This window comes from Nonomuraea sp. NBC_00507 (assembly GCF_036013525.1).
In the GTDB taxonomy this organism is placed as follows: domain Bacteria; phylum Actinomycetota; class Actinomycetes; order Streptosporangiales; family Streptosporangiaceae; genus Nonomuraea.
In genome coordinates this window covers 4,379,177-4,395,449 of record NZ_CP107853.1, presented here as the reverse complement: position 1 = coordinate 4,395,449, position 16,273 = coordinate 4,379,177, and the positions used below count along the sequence as shown (strand labels likewise).

Here is a 16,273-nt window from a genome sequence, read left to right as displayed (position 1 = left end):
ATGCGTGTCGACAGGTGGTCTCCCGCAAAAACCGCCATGTGGCCATAATCCTGACATTCGGCTCCCCTTAGGGTTGCCGCCATGACCACGAAGTTGCCTGCCCCTGTGGTGCTCGAGAACGAGGTCGTCCGACTCGAGCCGCTCGCCCTCCACCACGTGCCCGACCTGTTCGCCGCCGGAGGCGGGGACGAGGAGGTGTGGCGCTGGATGTCCGTCGCCACCCCGCGGTCGGAGGAGGAGCTGGGCAAGGTCGCACTGGGACTGATCCACGACGACAAGCACATCCCCTTCGCCGTGGTGCTCAAGGAGAGCGGACAGGCCGTCGGCTGGACCACCTACGCCGACGTGCCGGGCTTCGAGGCGAGCGTCGAAATCGGCTGGACCTGGTACGGCCGCGCGGTCTGGCGCACCGCCGTCAACACCGCTTGCAAGCTGCTGCTCATCGACCACGCCTTCGAACTCGGCTACAACCGCGTCCTGCTCAAGACCGACAACCTCAACCTCCGCTCCCAGAACGCCATCAAGCGCATCGGCGGGTTCCATGAGGGCACCCTGCGACGGCACCGCAAGAGGCCCGACGGCACCTGGCGTGACACGGTCTGTTTCGGCATCCTCGAAGAGGAGTGGCCGGAACACCGGGCTCGCCTGCATCGCGGGTGACCGTCAGGTGCCGAGCATGCCGGTCAGGAGGTCTCGCATGGCCTCGATGAGCTCGTCCAAGGTGGGCATGGCACCGGCGCCCGCGATGGCGTCGAACATGAGGCCTTCGCCGAAGGCCACCAGCTGGCGAGCGTGCCGTACCGGATCACGTGAGCCCACCGCGGCCAGCAGGGCGACGGCGGGATCGCGGAAACGGCGGCCCGCCGCGTCGTAGATCTCGCGCAGCTCGGGCCGCCGCGTCGCCTCCAGCGCCAGCTCGTAACGGGCCAGCGTGCGCCTGCGGTCCTGGAGCTGGATGTGCAGCGCCTCGCCCATCACAGCGGACAGGTCGGACAGCTCCAGCGCCTCGCTCCGGTACGCCGGCGCGAGCGCCCGCAGCTCCAGCTCCGTGAGCCGCGACAAGGTCAGCTCCAGCAGGGCGGCGCGGGTGCGGGCCAGGTTGGAGGTGGAACCGGGCGGCAGGCCCGCGGCCTCGTCGACGGCTCGGTGGGTGAGGCCGCGCATGCCTCGCTCGGCCAGCAACGTGATGGCCGTGTCCGCAACGGTCTCCGAACGCTTCACGGATCCCGATACTACAGCGGTAGTGCACCTGAACTACAGGCGTAGTATGGTGAGACTACAGACGTAGTAGTGAGGGGGTCGTGTGATGCCCAGGGCTGTAGTGATCGGCGGCGGGATCGGCGGGCTGAGCAGCGGCATCGCGCTGCGGCGCAACGGGTGGGACGTGACCGTGTTGGAGCGAGCCCCCAAGATCGATCCGGTCGGGTCGGGGCTGGCGATCGCGGCCAACGCCCTCAAGGCGCTCGACACCCTCGCGCTCGGGGATCACCTACGCAAGTTGTCCAGGATCCAGGGACAGGTGGGGATTCGCCGGGGCAACGGGCCGTGGCTGGTGCGGACCACGCCCGATGCGGCGCAGGCCCGCTACGGGGATTCGGTGGTCGTCACGCTGCGGGCCACGCTGATGGAGGTGCTCGCGGACGCGCTGGGGGCCGATCGGCTGCGGTTGGGGATCAGCGTGTCCGGTGTGGACGCCGGCGAGGGCATCGTGCGTACCCATGAAGGTGATCTCCGGGCGGACCTGATCGTGGCCGCCGACGGCATTCACTCGAAGGTCCGGCAGGCGCTCTTTCCTGAGCACCCTGGTCCGACGTACTCAGGGGTTACGGCCTGGCGGGGTCTCGTACCCCGGGGGAATCTGGAGATCCGGAGCACAGAGAGCTGGGGCAAAGGGCTGATATTCGGGGTCATGCCGCTGGCCGATGACATGGTGTACGTGTACGCGACCGATGTGCTGCCTGCGGGCACCGCGTTCGAGGACGAGCGGGAGGAGCTGCTGCGGAGGTTCGGGGACTGGCATGAGCCGATTCCCGCGCTCCTGCGGGCGGCCGATTCCGGGATGATCAAGCGTAACGACGTCTACTCCTTCGACACTCCGCTGCCTGCCTTCCATCGCGGGAAGGTGGCGCTGGTCGGGGACGCGGCGCACGCGATGACACCGAACCTGGGGCAGGGGGCCTGTCAGGCGATCGAGGACGCGGTCGTCCTCGCCCACATGGTGGGTAGCGGCGGCCTCAGTGCCTATACCGCCGCCCGGCTGGGGCGGACGTCGAAGGTCGTGCGGCAGTCGAGGCGCATCTGCGGGATGACCAAGATCCGTAACCCGGTGGCCGTCCGGCTGCGCGACCTGGGGATGTCCCTGGCCGCCCGGACCATGCCGGACATGATGTTGCGGTCCATGGATGAGGTGCTGAGCTGGCGTCCACCGATGGGGGCTACATGCACCCGATCAGGTGGCGTCTGAGGTCGCGGTCACCCGGTGCGGGGACGGCACCGGGGGGACCTCGACCGAGCCCGGCTGGGTGTGATCGGGGGCAAGGCGGCCAAGGGTGATCGTGCCGCCGATGGTGAGGGCGCTGGCCAGCAGGGCGGGGATCGCGGTGGACGGGCTGGTCGGCAGGGGCTCGCCGAGGAGGAGCGCGCCGGCCAGCACCGAGGTGATCGGGTCGACGACCTGCACGCCGGCGTACGCGATCCCGAAATACCCCACGGCGTACGAGCGCTGCAGCAGCACCACCGCGCAGACCAGCAACACGGGCACGGCGAGGGTGAACCAGTGGACCAGCCGCCCCCAATCGCCCTCCATGCCGCCGCCGACCACCCGCACGAACGTCGACACGCTGGCGGTGACCGCCCCCGCCCCCACGCTGAGCAGCAGTGCCCGCCCGGGACCGTGGACGCGGCCCGCCATCACCTGGGTGACCAGGACGATCGCCCCGATCACGGCGAGGAACCCGAGTGCGGCTCCGGCACCGAGCCGAGGCGGCACGTCGTGGTGCGGCACCAGCAACATCAGCCAGAGCAGCCCCACGGCCACCGCGATCGAGCCGAAGATCTCCGCCTTGTACGGCTTGCGCCCGTACATGAACGCCGCCAGCGGCACCGCGAACACCAGCGTGGCGACGCTGATGGGCTGGACGGCGACCAGCGGCGCGAAGCTCAGGGCAACGGCATGCAGGCAGGCGCCGGTGAACCCGATGACGCCGCCGATCCACCAGCGAGGGCGTCGGACCAGCCTGAGCGAGGCACCCTCGGCCACCGCCTCGTACTGTTGCAGGGCTGCGCCGAGCGCGTATCCGAGCGCTCCGGCCAGGGCGATGATCAGGCCGACCCAGGTCATGAGCGCCCACGCGGGGGCGTGGATCCTTCCAAGAGCATTGCTCCAGCTTAGGAGGCGAGCGGAGCGGTGGAATCATACTTTAGGCGGATCATTGAGTGAATCTCGCTCGCCGCCGGCACGAACATCTAGCCCATTCGCAGGTCAGCACAGCCCCCTCGGGCTACCGCGGCCCCACGTCAGGATGCCTCCGGGCAGACGCAGAACAGGTGGCCCTCCGGGTCCTGGAGGACGATCCAGCGTGTCCCCTCCTCCGTGACCCCCGGCTGGAACGCGGGCCTGGTCGCCCCCAGCGCGATGTACTCCTCTGCCGCCTTCTCCACGTCCGGCACCCGGAAGTCGAGGTGGAACTGCTTGTCCGGGCTGGGCCACGTCACCGGCCGGCGGTCGGCGACCCGGCCGAAGTAGATGTTCGTGGTGCCGTCGCCCACGGCCGCGTACTCGTCCTCCGCGTACTGGATGTCCCAGCCGGTGATCTCGTGGTAGAACTCGGCCAGTTTCTTGGGCTCGGCGCAGTCGATGGTGAACGCCAGGAGTTTTGCCTTCGTCGTCATGGATCCAGCGTTCCAGCCGTACCTGCCATCTGCTGTCAGGTACGACGCCACAACGTCACGTGGCGAAGGGCCGCGCCCGCCGAGGGGCGCGACCACACGTTGCGCTCCTGAGGGTCGATGCTCGTGACGACCTGCGCCGGGAGCATGACCTTCTTGCCGAAGATCCAAGGTCCGGTGTCGACGATGATGTAGCTCTCGCCGACCTCGTACGTCGCCTCGTCGACGGTCCCGATCTTCCCGTCCGTCGCCTGCACGTGGTAGTTCACGAGGTCGAGGCTCCGTCCGCGGTCATAGACGTCAGGTCGATAGTCCCAGAGCTCCATAGGGGCTCTCTTCCTCTCTTCTTCCGTCTTCGTCGGGCACGCCCCCGCTACCCCGAGGCATCTCGGTAAACCCCTTGCAAAGTGCTTGCAGGCAGGCGATGTCAACCCCGGCGCAAGGGTTCGAGCGCACCCTCTCCATGACAGGAAGGGGTGGACCCATGCGAACCAGGTCAGACAGGCTGTACGAGATCGACGGGCTCCGGCTTCTGGCTGCGCTGTGCGTTGTGGTGTTCCACTACACGTTCTCCGGCTGGGTCGGCGGCGCCAGCCCGGTCGCCTTCCCCGAGGAGAGCTCCTGGTCCAAATACGGCTACCTCGGCGTGGACCTGTTCTTCCTGATCAGCGGGTTCGTGGTGCTGATGAGCGCGTGGGGCAGGAGCCCGCGGGCGTTCCTGGTGTCGCGGGCCGTGCGGCTCTACCCCGCCTACTGGGTCGGCATCGCCGTCACCGCCACGGTCGCCGTGACGCTGGGGCAGGGGATGTTCCAGGTGACGTTGCCGCAGGTGCTGGCGAACCTGACGATGTTCCAGGCGGTGCCCGACATCGCGAACGTGGACGTCGTCTACTGGACGCTCTGGGCCGAGATGCGCTTCTACCTGCTCATCCTGGTGTTCACCTGGATCGGGATGACCCGCGCCCGCGTCATGGCGGGGTTGTGGATCTGGCTGGGGCTGACGTTCGGGGTCCAGCTGGGGCTGGTTCCAGGCGTCGCGGACCTGGTCGTGCAGTCGGAGTTCGCGCATTACTTCATCGCGGGGATGGCGCTGTTCATGCTCTACAAGTTCGGGCTGAACCTGCAGATCGCCCTGCTGGTGCCGATCTGCCTGGGCAACGCCGTCTACCGGGCCATCGGGTATGCCGACGCGGTCGGCGACCGTTACTCCGTCACGTACTCGCCCGCGATCATCACGACCGTCGTCGTGGTCATCTTCCTGGTCATGACGCTCGTGGCGCTGCGCGTCACCCAGCGGCTGGGCAGGCCGTGGCTGGTGCCGGCCGGGGCGCTGACGTACCCGCTCTATCTGCTGCACGCCCACATCGGCTTCATCGTGTTCGCCAGGCTCGGGGACGCGGTCGACGCGCACGTGCTGCTGTGCGGGCTCATCCTCGTCATGCTGGGGGCGGCGTACCTGGTGCACAGGTTCGTGGAGCGGCCGCTCGCGCCTGCGCTCAAGCGCCTGCTCTCGCGCCGGCCGGTCGCCCCGGCGCTCGGGGTGCTGGTGGCGGGACAGCCGACACGGTGACCTGACTCTCCTGACAACCGCCTGCGAGGCCGGGCGTCGGAGCCCCAGGTGCGGATAGCATCCGCGTCATCGGACGGAAGGAGGCCCGCGTGAGTCTGAACAGTCACGAGTGGGCTCCACCCGGCGTCGATCCGGACCAGCCGAGCGTGGCGCGCGTCCACGACGCCCTGCTCGGCGGCATGGAGAACTTCGCCTCCGACCGCTCCGTGGCCCGCAAGCTGAAGGACGCGGTGCCCGAGGTGGTGAACCTGGTCTGGTGCAGCCGCGCCTTCCTCGGCCGGGTCGTGGACTTCCTCGTCCGCGAGGCGGGCATCAGGCAGATCGTCGACCTGGGCGCCGGGCTCCCCACGGTGGAGAACACGCACGAGGTCGCCCAGTTCGCCGATCCCCGGTGCCGGGTGATCTACGTGGACATCGACCCCATGGTGGAGCCGCACGCCCGCGCGCTACTCAGCGGCAACCCGAACGCCGACGCGATCACCGCCGACGTCCGCGACGTGGAATCCGTGCTCGGGCACCCGGCGCTGACCAAGCTCATCGACCTGACGCAGCCCACGGGGCTCCTGGCCGTCGGGCTGCTGCACCTGCTGTCCGACCAGGAGGATCCGCACGGGCTGGTCAAGCGGTACATGGCCGCGCTGGCACCGGGCAGCTACCTCGCCGCCTCGAGCCTCATGGCCTCCCCCAGCCCCAAGGCCAAGGCTCTGGAGGTGCTGCTCCAGGCGACCATGGGCACCGGGTACTTCCGTGAGCGGGCGGCCATCTCCGGTTTCTTCGACGGCCTGGCGCCCGTGGAGCCTGGTGTGGTGCACCTGCCGGAATGGCATCCCGACGAGCGAATCCCGGGGCCGCTGGCGCCCTGGGAGGAGTTGCTGCTGGGCGGCGTGGCCCGCAAGCCGCACCTCTGAGGGGCCGCCGCCCGTGAGGCGCTAGGGTGAGGGCTGTGCCGCGACGTTTGATCTGCTCTCCGCCGCCCGCCCAGTAGCGGGCGGCCTTTCCTGAAATCTCCGGGTCTGACTGATCCGGGAGTGGCTGCTGCCCGCGTACTGGGCCCATTTCCACCACTCCCATCGGAGAGCTCCTGTCATGACCCATGTCTCCGCCCGGCGGGGCGCCGTGTACGTGTCCGTGGCCGCGACCGCCTGGGGCACCGGCGGCGCGGCCGGTTCGCTCCTCTTCGAGACCGGCGGCCTCGGCCCCGTCGGCGTGTCACTCTGGCGCTACCTGATCGGCGCCGCCTGCCTGCTCGCCCTCACTCCCCTCCTGTCCTCCACCAAGCGCAGGAACCCGGCCGGAGAGAGCGACGCAGGCCGGCGCGACCATGATCAAAGCCGGCTGACCTGGCGCGTGTTGCCCATCGGCTTCGGGATGGCCGTCTACCAGACTGCCTACTTCGCCGCGATCACCCATTCCGGTGTGGCCGTCGCCACCGTGGTCACCATGGGCGCCACTCCCGTCTTCGCCGCCCTGGGCAGCCGTTTCCTGCTGCGCGAGCGCCTCGGCAAGGTCGCGTTCGCCTCGCTGGCCGCCGCCCTGGCCGGGCTCGCCCTGCTCACCGCCGAAACCGCGCTGCAGGCCCGTACGTCCTCCGTCGCCGGCATCGGCTTCGCCCTGGCCTCGGCCGCCGGGTACGCCGGCGTCACCCTGTTCTCCCGCCGCCACAGCGACGACCCGCGGGGCACGGCGATCGGCGGGTTCGTCGTGGGCGCGGCGTGCCTGGCGCCGTTCGCGCTGGCGGAGGGAGTGATGCCGGAGATGAGCCTGGCCACGGCCGCCCTGCTGATCTATCTGGGCGTGGTGCCGACGGCGCTGGCGTACGGGCTGTACTTCCGTGCGCTGACCGCGCTGAGCGCCACCACGGTCTCGATCATCTCGCTGGGCGAGGCCGTCGGCGCGGCCCTGCTCGGCGTGGCGGTGTTCGGCGAACATCTCACACTTCTCGCCTGGTCGGGGTGCGTGCTGCTGCTCGCCGCCGTCGCCGTGCTCGTGGCGCGGGCGGAAGCAGGCTGAGTGGGGCTCCGGATGGGTTAAGGTCCGGTACGGCGGCCCGCCTCGCGAGTGCGGGGAACGGTGTCGGCGCGGCGCGCGTTGGAGGAACTGTGGCCTCGATAAAGGGAATATTCAAAAACCTCCTGGACCGTCCAGGAGGCGTGCCCTTGACGGGCTACCAGAAGACCGTCAAGGCGGCTGACGCTCGCGCCGAGCGGGTGGCGAAGCTTGACGAGCTGCCCCAACCGGACATGGGCGACCTGGCCGAGTTCTGCGCCGTCGCGCGGGAGGCCGCCGACCGGACCCTCGGGCTGCGGCCGTATGACGTGCAGTTGCTCGGCACACTCGCGCTGCTCGACGGGAAGGTCGCCGAGATGGCGACCGGCGAGGGCAAGACGCTGGCCGGCGCCATGGCCGCGGCGGGCTACGCGCTGCAGGGCAAGCGCGTGCACGTGATCTCCGTCAACGACTACCTGGCCAGGCGCGACGCCGAATGGATGGGGCCGTTCTACGAGGCGCTCGGGGTGAGCGTGGGCTGGATCGGTCAAAACTCCACGCCGGACGAGCGGCGCGCAGCGTACGCGAAGGACGTCACCTACGGGCCGGTCAGCGAGATCGGGTTCGACGTGCTGCGCGACCGGATCCGTACGGACGCGAGCGAGATCATCGTGCCCGCGCCCGAGGTCGCGCTGATCGACGAGGCCGACTCCGTGCTGGTCGACGAGGCCCGGGTGCCGCTGGTCATGGCCGGCTCCACCGACCCCGGCAACGCGGTGCCGGAGATGGCGGCCCTGGTCAGGCAGCTCGTCCGGGGCTACCACTACGAGATCGACGAGCAGGCCCGCAACGTCTACCTCACCCCCAAGGGCGCCGACAGCGTGGAAAACCTCCTGGGCGTCGAGCTCTACGACGAGCACGAGCCGGGCACGCTGATCGAGCTCAACCTGGCCCTGCACGCCCACGCGCTGCTGGCCCGCGATGTGGACTACATCGTGCGCGACGGCAAGGTGCAGCTGATCAACCCCTCGCGCGGCCGGGTGGCGCTGCTGCAGCGCTGGCCCAACGGCCTGCAGGCGGCCGTGGAGGCCAAGGAGGCGCTGCCGCCCAGCGAGAAGGGCGAAATCCTCGACTCGATCACCGTGCAGGGCCTGATCCGCCGCTACCCGCAGATCTGCGGCATGACCGGCACCGCCGTGGCCGTCAGCGAGCAGCTGGGCGAGTTCTACGGGCTCAAGGTCGCCGTGATCCCGTCCAACCGGCCGTGTGTCAGGAAGGACGAGCCGGACCGCATCTACCCGACCGTGCCCGACAAGGACGCCGCGCTGGTCGAGGAGATCCAGGAGGCGCACGCCACGGGCCGGCCGATCCTCATCGGCACACTCGACGTGGCCGAGTCGGAAAACCTCGCCAAGCTCCTGCAGCGGCGTGGCCTGGAGCCGGTCGTGCTCAACGCCAAGAACGACGCCGAAGAGGCCGCGATCATCGCCAAGGCCGGCGAGCGCGACGCGATCACCGTCTCCACCCAGATGGCCGGCCGCGGCACCGACATCCGGCTCGGCGAGGGCGTGGCCGAGCTCGGCGGGCTCTACGTGATCGGCTCAGGACGCCACGCCAGCAGCCGGCTCGACGACCAGCTCCGGGGCCGCGCCGGCCGCCAGGGCGACCCCGGCGGCTCGGTGTTCTTCGTCAGCACGCAGGACGATCTGATCACCCAGTTCGTCCCCGACGAGCGCCCGCCTGCCGCGGACGCCGACGGGGTCGTGCGTCACCGGCGCGGCGCCTACCTCGTGGGCCACGCCCAGCGCGTCGCCGAGGGCGTCAACCTGGAGATCCACCGCAACACGTGGCGCTACACCCGGCTGCTGGAGCACCAGCGCGAGCTGATCCTGGAGTGGCGTGACAAGGTCCTGCACGGCGACGCCGCCGCCAAGGCCCTGGCCGCGGCCGATCCCGAGCGCTGGGCGGAGCTGCCCGAGGACACCAGGGACGAGACGGCCCGCCAGATCGTGCTGCACGCCATCGACACCTGCTGGACCGAGCACCTGGCGTTCCTGACCGACCTGCGCGAGGGCATCCATCTGCGGGCGCTGGGCCGGATGAGCCCGATCGACGAGTTCCAGCGGGAGGCCGTGGCCGAGTACAAATCGCTGCTCGCCGAGGTGGAGCGGCGGTCGCTGGAGTCGTTCGAGACGCCGGAGCGGGAGCTGAGGCGGCCGCAGGCGACGTGGACCTATCTGGTGCAGGACAACCCGTTCGGCACGGAGTGGGACCGCATCCTCCGGAGGGTCACCGCGGCCACGCGGCGCGGCTAGGGCCACTTGGGGTCGCCGGACGGCTCGACCGGCCCGTTGAGCACGCCGAGCCGCTCCAGCAGGGTGATGAACGTGGCCGCGTACGGCGAGTCCGCGGTCACGGCCGCCACGCGCGGCCAGTCGACCTGCTCGCGCATCGCGCGCACCTGGGCCAGCAGCGCCCCGTAGTCGCAGGCGTGCTCCGACAGCGGCAGCAGCCACGAGATCACCAGGTCGGTGGCCTCCAGCACGGGCACGATCACCGCCGATGCCTTCAGCGGCTCGGCCCGGTCGAGCAGCTCGTCGGTGATCGGCAGGTCGGACACCCGGTAGATCAGGTCCACCAGCCGGCCCTCGTCGTACGCCTTGACCAGCCAGTCCTCGGGCGGCTTGGCGGTCTGGAACCCGATCGCCCGCAGTGCCTCAAGGGCGGCGGGCACGTCGTGCTCGGTGAGCACGAAGTCCACATCGTGGAGCGAGGGCGCGGCGCCCCTCGCGTACGCGGCGCAGCCCCCGGCCAGCGCGAACTTCACTCCGGCATCCTTCAGCCCGGAGCTGGCACGCTTGAGCGTGTCAAGGATGGCGTCGGTGACCGCGTGGCCATGGCTACTCATGTGGTCGGGCTACCCAAACGGTCACCGAGTAGACGTTTGCACACGCGGGCCTGAGGCCAGGCGACGACGACGGCGGATCAAGGCCGGGCGGTGGTGCGGCGGAAGGCGGTCACGGCGGCGCCGACGCGGCGCGGCGGAAGGCGGTCACGGCGGCGCCGACGCGGCGCGGCGGAAGGCGGTCGCGGCGGCGCCGGCGGCCGCGGCGCCGGCCAGCGCGAGCAGGACAGGGCCGCGGTGCCGGGACAACCACAGCTGCGGGCTGCGCCCATGGGAGCGCCGGTCGAACGCGCCGTGCGCGCCGTAGTCCGTGCTCTCGTCCGCCGGCTCCCACAAGTTGGACACCCCGCTCGGCGGCTTCTCGTCCGTCTGCTGGGAGCGGATCCCGGTGCGTGCCACGTACCGGTCCACCAGTGCCGGCGCCACCCGCTGCGCCAGCAGGGTGGCGACGGTGGGGGCGCCGACCCAGTATTCCTTGCGCTCGGGATGCTCGGCCGCGTACACGATGGCCTTGGCCGCGACCTCCGGCTGGTAGATCGGCGGCACCGGCTGCGGGTGGCGGCGGAGCTTGGACAGCACCCAGTCGAACTGCGGGGTGTTGAGCGCGGGCAGCTGCACCAGCGTGATGTGGATGTCGCTGCGGTCGGCCATCAGCTCCGTGCGGACCGACTCCGTGAATCCCTTGATCGCGTGTTTGGCGCCGCAGTACGCCGACTGCAGCGGGATGCCGCGCTGCGACAACGCCGAGCCCGCCTGCACGATGGCGCCCGCGTTGCGCGGGCGCATGAGGTCCAGGGCGACCTTGGTGCCCCAGACGTACCCCAGGTACGTGACCGCTGTGGTGCGCTCGTACTCCTCCGGGGTGATGTCAGTGAATTTGGCGAAAACGCTGGAGAAGGCGTTGTTGATCCAGACCGCGATCGGTCCCAACTCCGTCTCAATGCGCTCGGCCGCCTGCCTCACCTGGTCGTAGTCCGCCACGTCCGCCTCGTACACCTGGCCGCTGCCGCCCGCGACGCCCACGTCCACGGCGGCGGCTCCCAGCCCCGTCGTCCCACGTGCGATCAGCGCCACCTCGGCGCCCTGCTGCCCCAATTCGCGCGCGACCGCCCGGCCGACTCCGCCACTCGCGCCCGTCACCACCACAACTCGCCCGCGAAGTGGTGCCATGTCGAGATCAGCCCGCCTCTCCGTCGCTCCGCCGACTCTGACGCCGTACGGCCAGGATGATGTCGACCACCGTGCCCACGGCCAGCGCGATGGCGATCGCCGTCATCACGGGCGCCCCGGTGATGACCCCCAGCACCGCGAACGCGAACGCGCACACCAACATGAACGAGCCCACCCTGATGTGGACCACGTCACGCGGTGTGGCCGGCACCATGGCGTGACCTTTACGGTCCCGCTCCTCGTGCCACTCTCCCTTATCAGCCATGGCGCTCACCTGCCCTTCCTGTTTGCCGCCTAACGTCCGGGGTAGCGGCCCCTCGTGCCGGAGCTGGGCCGCAGCCGGCATCTCTCGCTCAAGGCGCTCGGGGTGGACGGTGAGCTGCCGCGATACCGGCACGCCACCGTTTGAGTGGTTCATGCCCGGGCATGCGGCGACAGAAGAAGGAGGCGAGCGATGGAAGCTCCGCAGTACGTCGCGGCCCGCGTCCAGCAGGCGCTGGCCGAGGACGGACGCACACACGAGCTCGGCATTCGCGTGGATATAAGAGGCGACCAGCTGTTCCTGCGGGGTCAGGTGAGCGGAGCCGAGCAGCGCGAACGGCTCGGCCAGGTGGCGCACGAGGCGGCACCCGAGCTCCGCGTGCACAACGAGATCAAGGTCGTGGACTTCAGCGAGCCAGGAGAGGATGAGCACCTTGATTGACCTGCGCATAGCGGCCGTGGGAGACATCCACCTGGGAGAGGACCAACGCGGCCAATACCGCAAGAAACTTGCGGGTATCGAAGACCGGGCCGACGTGTTCCTGCTGGCCGGAGACCTGACCAGGCACGGCACGCTGGAGGAGGGCAAGGTGGTGGCCGACGAACTGCGCGACCTGCCCATCCCGGTCGTCGCGGTGCTCGGCAACCACGACTACCACTCGGACCTGCAGTACGAGATCGCCGGCGAGCTCCGCGACGCCGGGGTCGTCGTGCTCGACGACGACGGCGCGGTGGTCGAGTGCGGTGAGCACAAGCTGGGCGTGGTCGGCGGCAAGGGCTTCGGCGGCGGGTACGCCGGAAAGTGCGCGAGCGAGTTCGGCGAGCGCGAGATCAAGAACTTCGTGGCCCACACCCGCTACATCGCCGAGGCGTGGAAGGTCGCGCTGAAGGAGATCGTGGCCGACCACCGCGTGGTCGTGTCGCACTACTCCCCTATCAAGGAGACGCTGGAGGGCGAGCCGCCGGAGATCTACCCCTTCCTCGGCAGCTACCTGCTGGCCGAGGCGGTCGACACGGCCGGCGCCGACCTGATCGTGCACGGGCACGCCCACAAGGGCAGTGAGAAGGGCATGACCCCGGGCGGCATCAGGGTGCGCAATGTGGCGTTGCCGGTGCTGCGCCGGGCCTACGGCATCTACTCCATGGGCGAATCTGAGCACTTCTAGGATGTTCACCGGCAAAACTAAGAGAACCGCTGGACCGTTCTCGGGGATCGGTCCAGCGGCGGAGATAAGGGGGAACCGGGTCGTCGGCGCCCCTAGACATTGAAGATGCTGATCCCGCCGGGCCCGACCAGGAAACCAAGGACGATCAGGACGATCCCCCAGAGAAGGTCGCGCCGCGCCAGAATCACGTAGATCCCGGCGATGACGAGAATGACCGCGATGATCCAGAGCAAAGTAGCCATGGGCTGCAACTGCCCTGCGGGCCCGCTACTTAACATGTCTTCCCCCGCCGCAAAGGGCAGGGAAAAACGTATGACGACATTCGGCTATTTCCTTTCTTGCGAGGAGCACGGCCCCAAACAGCTGGTACGGCAGGCCAAGGCCGCCGAACGCGTCGGCTTCGCTGCCCATCACCACCGCAGTAACGTGCCCGCTCATCCGCACCCACCCTGTCGTCATCGCGCAGGCCACGGCCACCACGGCGGCACTGACCGGCGGCCGCTTCCGGCTCGGCGGGGGCATCGCCGACGGCTACATCTCCACCGCCCCCGAACGCCGAGTCCGTCCAGGCGTTCCGCCAGGCCGGCGGCGCGGGCAAGCCGACGCTCGGCGGGCTCAAGGCCTGCTACGCCGCCGATGAGGGGGCCGCGCGGAAGACCGTGCACCGCCTGTGGCCCACGCAGGGCATCAAGGGCGAGGCCCCACAGCTCCTTCCGCTGCCGCGCCACTTCGAGCAGCTCGCGCAGTCGGTCACCGAGGAGGAGACCGTCAACGGCAGCCCGGTCGGCCCGGACCCCGAGGTCCACGTCCAGGCGATCAGGCAGTACGTGGACGCGGGGTTCAGCGAGGTGTACGTCAGCCAGGTCGACAGACGAGCAGGACGCGTTCTTCGACTTCTACGCGCGCGAGGTCCTGCCACGGGTCCGGTAGCCCGGTTTCACGCGGACCAGCGGGCGGCCGGCGTGCGACGACGGGGCAGGTGCGGGCCACGGGTCCGGCGCGTGTTCCGGGGAGCGGGATGGGTCGAGTTAAGCGGGCCGGAGGGGGTAGGCGGCCAGGAACCGTCTCGAGGAGGTCATGATGCCTGAGCGCGATCTTCGATACCTGGCCGAGCTGGCCGCGCAACTACGCGTCGACTCCGTACGGGCCGCCGCCGCGGCCGGCTCCGGCCACCCGACCTCGTCCATGTCCGCGGCCGACCTGATGGCCGTGTTGTTCTCCTGCCATCTCCGGTATGACTTCGAAAACCCCGGTAACCCGGCCAACGACCACCTGATCTTCTCCAAGGGGCACGCCTCTCCCCTGCTCTACTCCCTTTATAAGGCGGCGGGGATCATCGATGACGAGGAGTTGCTGTCGTTCAGGAAGCGCGGGAGCCGGCTGGAAGGCCATCCGACCCCCCGCCTGCCCTGGGTGGACGTGGCGACCGGGTCACTCGGTCAGGGGCTGCCGGTCGGGGTCGGGGTGGCCATGGCCGGTCGGCTGGAACGGCTGCCGTACCGGATCTGGGTGCTCTGTGGCGACAGCGAGCTGGCCGAGGGATCGATCTGGGAGGCCGCGGAGCACGCCGGGGAAGAAGGGCTGGCGAACCTGACCGCCATCGTCGACGTGAACAGGCTCGGGCAGCGCGGCCCCACCAGGCACGGGTGGGACACCGGGGCGTACGCGCGCAGGTTCGGGGCGTTCGGGTGGCACACGATCGAGATCGACGGGCACGATCCCGGGCAGATCGACTTCGCGCTGAACGACGCCTGCAACACGCGCCGGCGGCCCACCGTGATCCTGGCCAAGACCCGCAAGGGCGAAGGCGTGCTGGAGGTCGAGAACCGCGAGGGCGCGCACGGCAAGGCGCTGAAGGATCCCGGCAAGGCCGTCGAGGAGCTGGGCGGGCCGCGGAACGTGCGGGTCGACGTCCGCGTGCCCGACCCGGCGCCCGCGGCGCACCGGTTCGAGGGCGGGCGGCTGGAGCTGCCCGCGTACAAGGTGGGCGACGCGGTCGCCACGCGCACGGCGTACGGGGAGGCGCTCAAGGCGGTCGGCGCGGCCAGGGGCGAGGTCGTGGCGCTGGACGGCGAGGTGGCGGACTCGACCAAGACCGAGACGTTCGGCGCGGCCTTCCCCGAGCGGTTCTTCGAGATGTACATCGCCGAGCAGCAGATGGTGGCCGCGGCGGTCGGGCTGCAGGTGCGGGGGTGGAGGCCGTACGCGGCCACGTTCGCGGCGTTCTTCACCCGGGCGCACGACTTCATCAGGATGGCCGCGGTGAGCAGGGCCTCCATCCGGCTGGTCGGCTCGCACGCGGGCGTGGCGATCGGGGAGGACGGTCCTTCGCAGATGGGGCTGGAGGACCTGGCCATGCTGCGTGCCCTGTACGGCAGCACCGTGCTGTATCCGTGCGACGCCAACCAGGCGGCGGCGCTGGTGGCCGAGATGGCGGACGTCGAGGGCGTGTCCTACCTGCGGACCACGCGCGGCGCCACGCCCGTGATCTACGAACCGGGCGAGCGTTTCCCCATCGGCGGGTCGCGGGTGCTGCGGCACTCCCCCGGCGACCGGGCCACGATCGTGGCGGCCGGGGTGACCGTGCACGAGGCACTGGCGGCGGCCGACGAGCTGGCCGGGGCCGGCGTCCCGGTGGGGGTGATCGATCTGTACTCGGTCAAGCCGGTCGACGCGGCGGCGCTGACCGAGGCGGCCACCACGACGGGCAACCTGATCACGGTCGAGGATCATCGGCTGGAAGGCGGGCTCGGCGATGCTGTCATGGACGCCGTGAGCGAGCTCGGGCCGCGGGTGATCAAGCTGGGGGTGACGGAGCTGCCCGGGTCCGCGACGCCGGAGGAGCAACTGGCCGACGCACGCATTGACCGCCACGCCATAGCCGCGGCGGTCAAGCGGTTGTTGTGACCGGTTGTCTTTCTCCGGGTGAAGGTCACCGCGCCTTGGCGGTGGCCTGCCGGTTGGCCTTCTTGATGGCGTCGACCAGCTCCTGCTTGGTCATCTTGGACCGGCCGCGCACGCCGAGCCTGGCGGCCACGTCTTGCAGGTGCTCCTTGCTGGCGTTGGCGTCCACGCCTTCGGCCGTACGACCGGATCGGTCCGTCGCTCCCTTGTCGGAAGGTCCCTTCTTAGACTTGGGCTCCCAATGGTCGCCGACCTTCTCGAAGGAGTGCTTCAGCGCGGCGAACGCGGTCATGTGGGCGCGGCGGCCTTCGCCGTACTGCTCCACGGCATTGTCGTGCGCCTTGATCCACGTGGTCTGCGCCTTCTTCGGCGAACGCCTGATGGTCGTTGGCAGTTCTTCAACAGCAGGCATGCCGATTCACC

At 69.9% G+C, this 16,273-nt stretch carries 18 protein-coding genes; 9 read left to right on the top strand and 9 right to left on the bottom strand.

Translation table 11 applies throughout. From position 1 onward, the window contains the following. Positions 1 to 81: 81 nt before the first annotated feature. On the top strand, positions 82 to 660 hold the full coding sequence (locus OHA25_RS21805; RefSeq protein WP_327589338.1) for a GNAT family N-acetyltransferase: 579 nt from the start codon (positions 82 to 84) through the stop codon (positions 658 to 660). A gap of 3 nt (positions 661 to 663) precedes the next feature. Here the strand turns inward: OHA25_RS21805 and OHA25_RS21800 are convergent, their stop codons facing one another. Then, positions 664 to 1,221 (bottom strand): TetR/AcrR family transcriptional regulator, encoded by a 558-nt coding sequence (locus OHA25_RS21800; protein WP_327589337.1) that lies wholly within the window; start codon positions 1,219 to 1,221, stop codon positions 664 to 666. Positions 1,222 to 1,306: 85 nt separating this feature from the next. On the opposite strand from OHA25_RS21800, the gene OHA25_RS21795 reads away from it, so the two are divergent. Continuing rightward, on the top strand, positions 1,307 to 2,464 hold the full coding sequence (locus OHA25_RS21795; protein WP_327589336.1) for an FAD-dependent monooxygenase: 1,158 nt from the start codon (positions 1,307 to 1,309) through the stop codon (positions 2,462 to 2,464). Here the strand turns inward: OHA25_RS21795 and OHA25_RS21790 are convergent. The 3 genes from OHA25_RS21790 to OHA25_RS21780 all read right to left on the bottom strand — a co-directional run bounded on the left by OHA25_RS21790 (position 2,450) and on the right by OHA25_RS21780 (position 4,214). Next, entirely contained in the window at positions 2,450 to 3,340 is an 891-nt protein-coding gene (locus OHA25_RS21790; protein WP_327589335.1) for a hypothetical protein, read from the bottom strand. The two genes, OHA25_RS21795 and OHA25_RS21790, sit on opposite strands and share 15 nt — an antisense overlap. 176 nt (positions 3,341 to 3,516) lie before the next feature. After that, positions 3,517 to 3,891, bottom strand: a complete 375-nt coding sequence (locus OHA25_RS21785; RefSeq protein ID WP_327589334.1) for a VOC family protein — start codon at positions 3,889 to 3,891, stop codon at positions 3,517 to 3,519. A 35-nt stretch (positions 3,892 to 3,926) separates the two neighbouring features. Further along, positions 3,927 to 4,214: a hypothetical protein gene (locus OHA25_RS21780; protein ID WP_327589333.1), complete on the bottom strand. Its 288-nt coding sequence runs from the start codon at positions 4,212 to 4,214 to the stop codon at positions 3,927 to 3,929. 158 nt (positions 4,215 to 4,372) lie between these two features. Between OHA25_RS21780 and OHA25_RS21775 the strand changes: the two genes are divergently transcribed. The 4 genes from OHA25_RS21775 (at position 4,373) to secA2 (ending at position 9,759) form a co-directional block, all read left to right on the top strand. Then, positions 4,373 to 5,458 (top strand): acyltransferase family protein, encoded by a 1,086-nt coding sequence (locus OHA25_RS21775; protein WP_327589332.1) that lies wholly within the window; start codon positions 4,373 to 4,375, stop codon positions 5,456 to 5,458. Positions 5,459 to 5,547: 89 nt separating this feature from the next. Next, on the top strand, positions 5,548 to 6,366 hold the full coding sequence (locus OHA25_RS21770) for an SAM-dependent methyltransferase (protein ID WP_327589331.1): 819 nt from the start codon (positions 5,548 to 5,550) through the stop codon (positions 6,364 to 6,366). 178 nt (positions 6,367 to 6,544) lie between these two features. Next, the gene (locus OHA25_RS21765; RefSeq protein WP_327589330.1) at positions 6,545 to 7,468 is read left to right on the top strand and encodes a DMT family transporter; all 924 of its coding nucleotides are present in this window, start codon (positions 6,545 to 6,547) and stop codon (positions 7,466 to 7,468) included. A 140-nt stretch (positions 7,469 to 7,608) separates the two neighbouring features. Continuing rightward, the gene (gene secA2, locus OHA25_RS21760) at positions 7,609 to 9,759 is read left to right on the top strand and encodes an accessory Sec system translocase SecA2 (RefSeq protein WP_327589329.1); all 2,151 of its coding nucleotides are present in this window, start codon (positions 7,609 to 7,611) and stop codon (positions 9,757 to 9,759) included. Here secA2 and OHA25_RS21755 read toward each other — a convergent pair. From OHA25_RS21755 to OHA25_RS21745, 3 genes are all read right to left on the bottom strand, one after another. Further along, the gene (locus OHA25_RS21755; RefSeq protein ID WP_305916530.1) at positions 9,756 to 10,352 is read right to left on the bottom strand and encodes a nucleotidyltransferase; all 597 of its coding nucleotides are present in this window, start codon (positions 10,350 to 10,352) and stop codon (positions 9,756 to 9,758) included. The genes secA2 and OHA25_RS21755 overlap by 4 nt on opposite strands. 144 nt (positions 10,353 to 10,496) lie before the next feature. Next, complete coding sequence (locus OHA25_RS21750) at positions 10,497 to 11,519, bottom strand: SDR family oxidoreductase (RefSeq protein WP_327589328.1); 1,023 nt, start codon at positions 11,517 to 11,519, stop codon at positions 10,497 to 10,499. A gap of 7 nt (positions 11,520 to 11,526) precedes the next feature. Then, positions 11,527 to 11,784 (bottom strand): hypothetical protein, encoded by a 258-nt coding sequence (locus OHA25_RS21745; protein ID WP_327589327.1) that lies wholly within the window; start codon positions 11,782 to 11,784, stop codon positions 11,527 to 11,529. A 189-nt stretch (positions 11,785 to 11,973) separates the two neighbouring features. Here OHA25_RS21745 and OHA25_RS21740 point away from each other — a divergent pair, with 189 nt between their 5' ends. After that, positions 11,974 to 12,222, top strand: coding sequence for a BON domain-containing protein (locus OHA25_RS21740; protein WP_138664103.1), 249 nt, complete (start codon positions 11,974 to 11,976; stop codon positions 12,220 to 12,222). After that, positions 12,206 to 12,946 (top strand): metallophosphoesterase family protein, encoded by a 741-nt coding sequence (locus OHA25_RS21735; RefSeq protein ID WP_305916534.1) that lies wholly within the window; start codon positions 12,206 to 12,208, stop codon positions 12,944 to 12,946. The genes OHA25_RS21740 and OHA25_RS21735 overlap by 17 nt, the downstream gene beginning before the upstream one ends. 92 nt (positions 12,947 to 13,038) lie before the next feature. Here OHA25_RS21735 and OHA25_RS21730 read toward each other — a convergent pair whose 3' ends face one another. After that, positions 13,039 to 13,188, bottom strand: coding sequence for a GPGG-motif small membrane protein (locus OHA25_RS21730; RefSeq protein ID WP_305916535.1), 150 nt, complete (start codon positions 13,186 to 13,188; stop codon positions 13,039 to 13,041). 838 nt (positions 13,189 to 14,026) lie between these two features. Between OHA25_RS21730 and OHA25_RS21725 the strand changes: the two genes are divergently transcribed. Then, entirely contained in the window at positions 14,027 to 15,853 is a 1,827-nt protein-coding gene (locus OHA25_RS21725) for a transketolase (protein WP_327589326.1), read from the top strand. 25 nt (positions 15,854 to 15,878) lie between these two features. On the opposite strand, the gene OHA25_RS21720 is transcribed toward OHA25_RS21725, so the two are convergent. Continuing rightward, entirely contained in the window at positions 15,879 to 16,262 is a 384-nt protein-coding gene (locus OHA25_RS21720; RefSeq protein ID WP_327589325.1) for a ChaB family protein, read from the bottom strand. Positions 16,263 to 16,273: the final 11 nt, after the last annotated feature.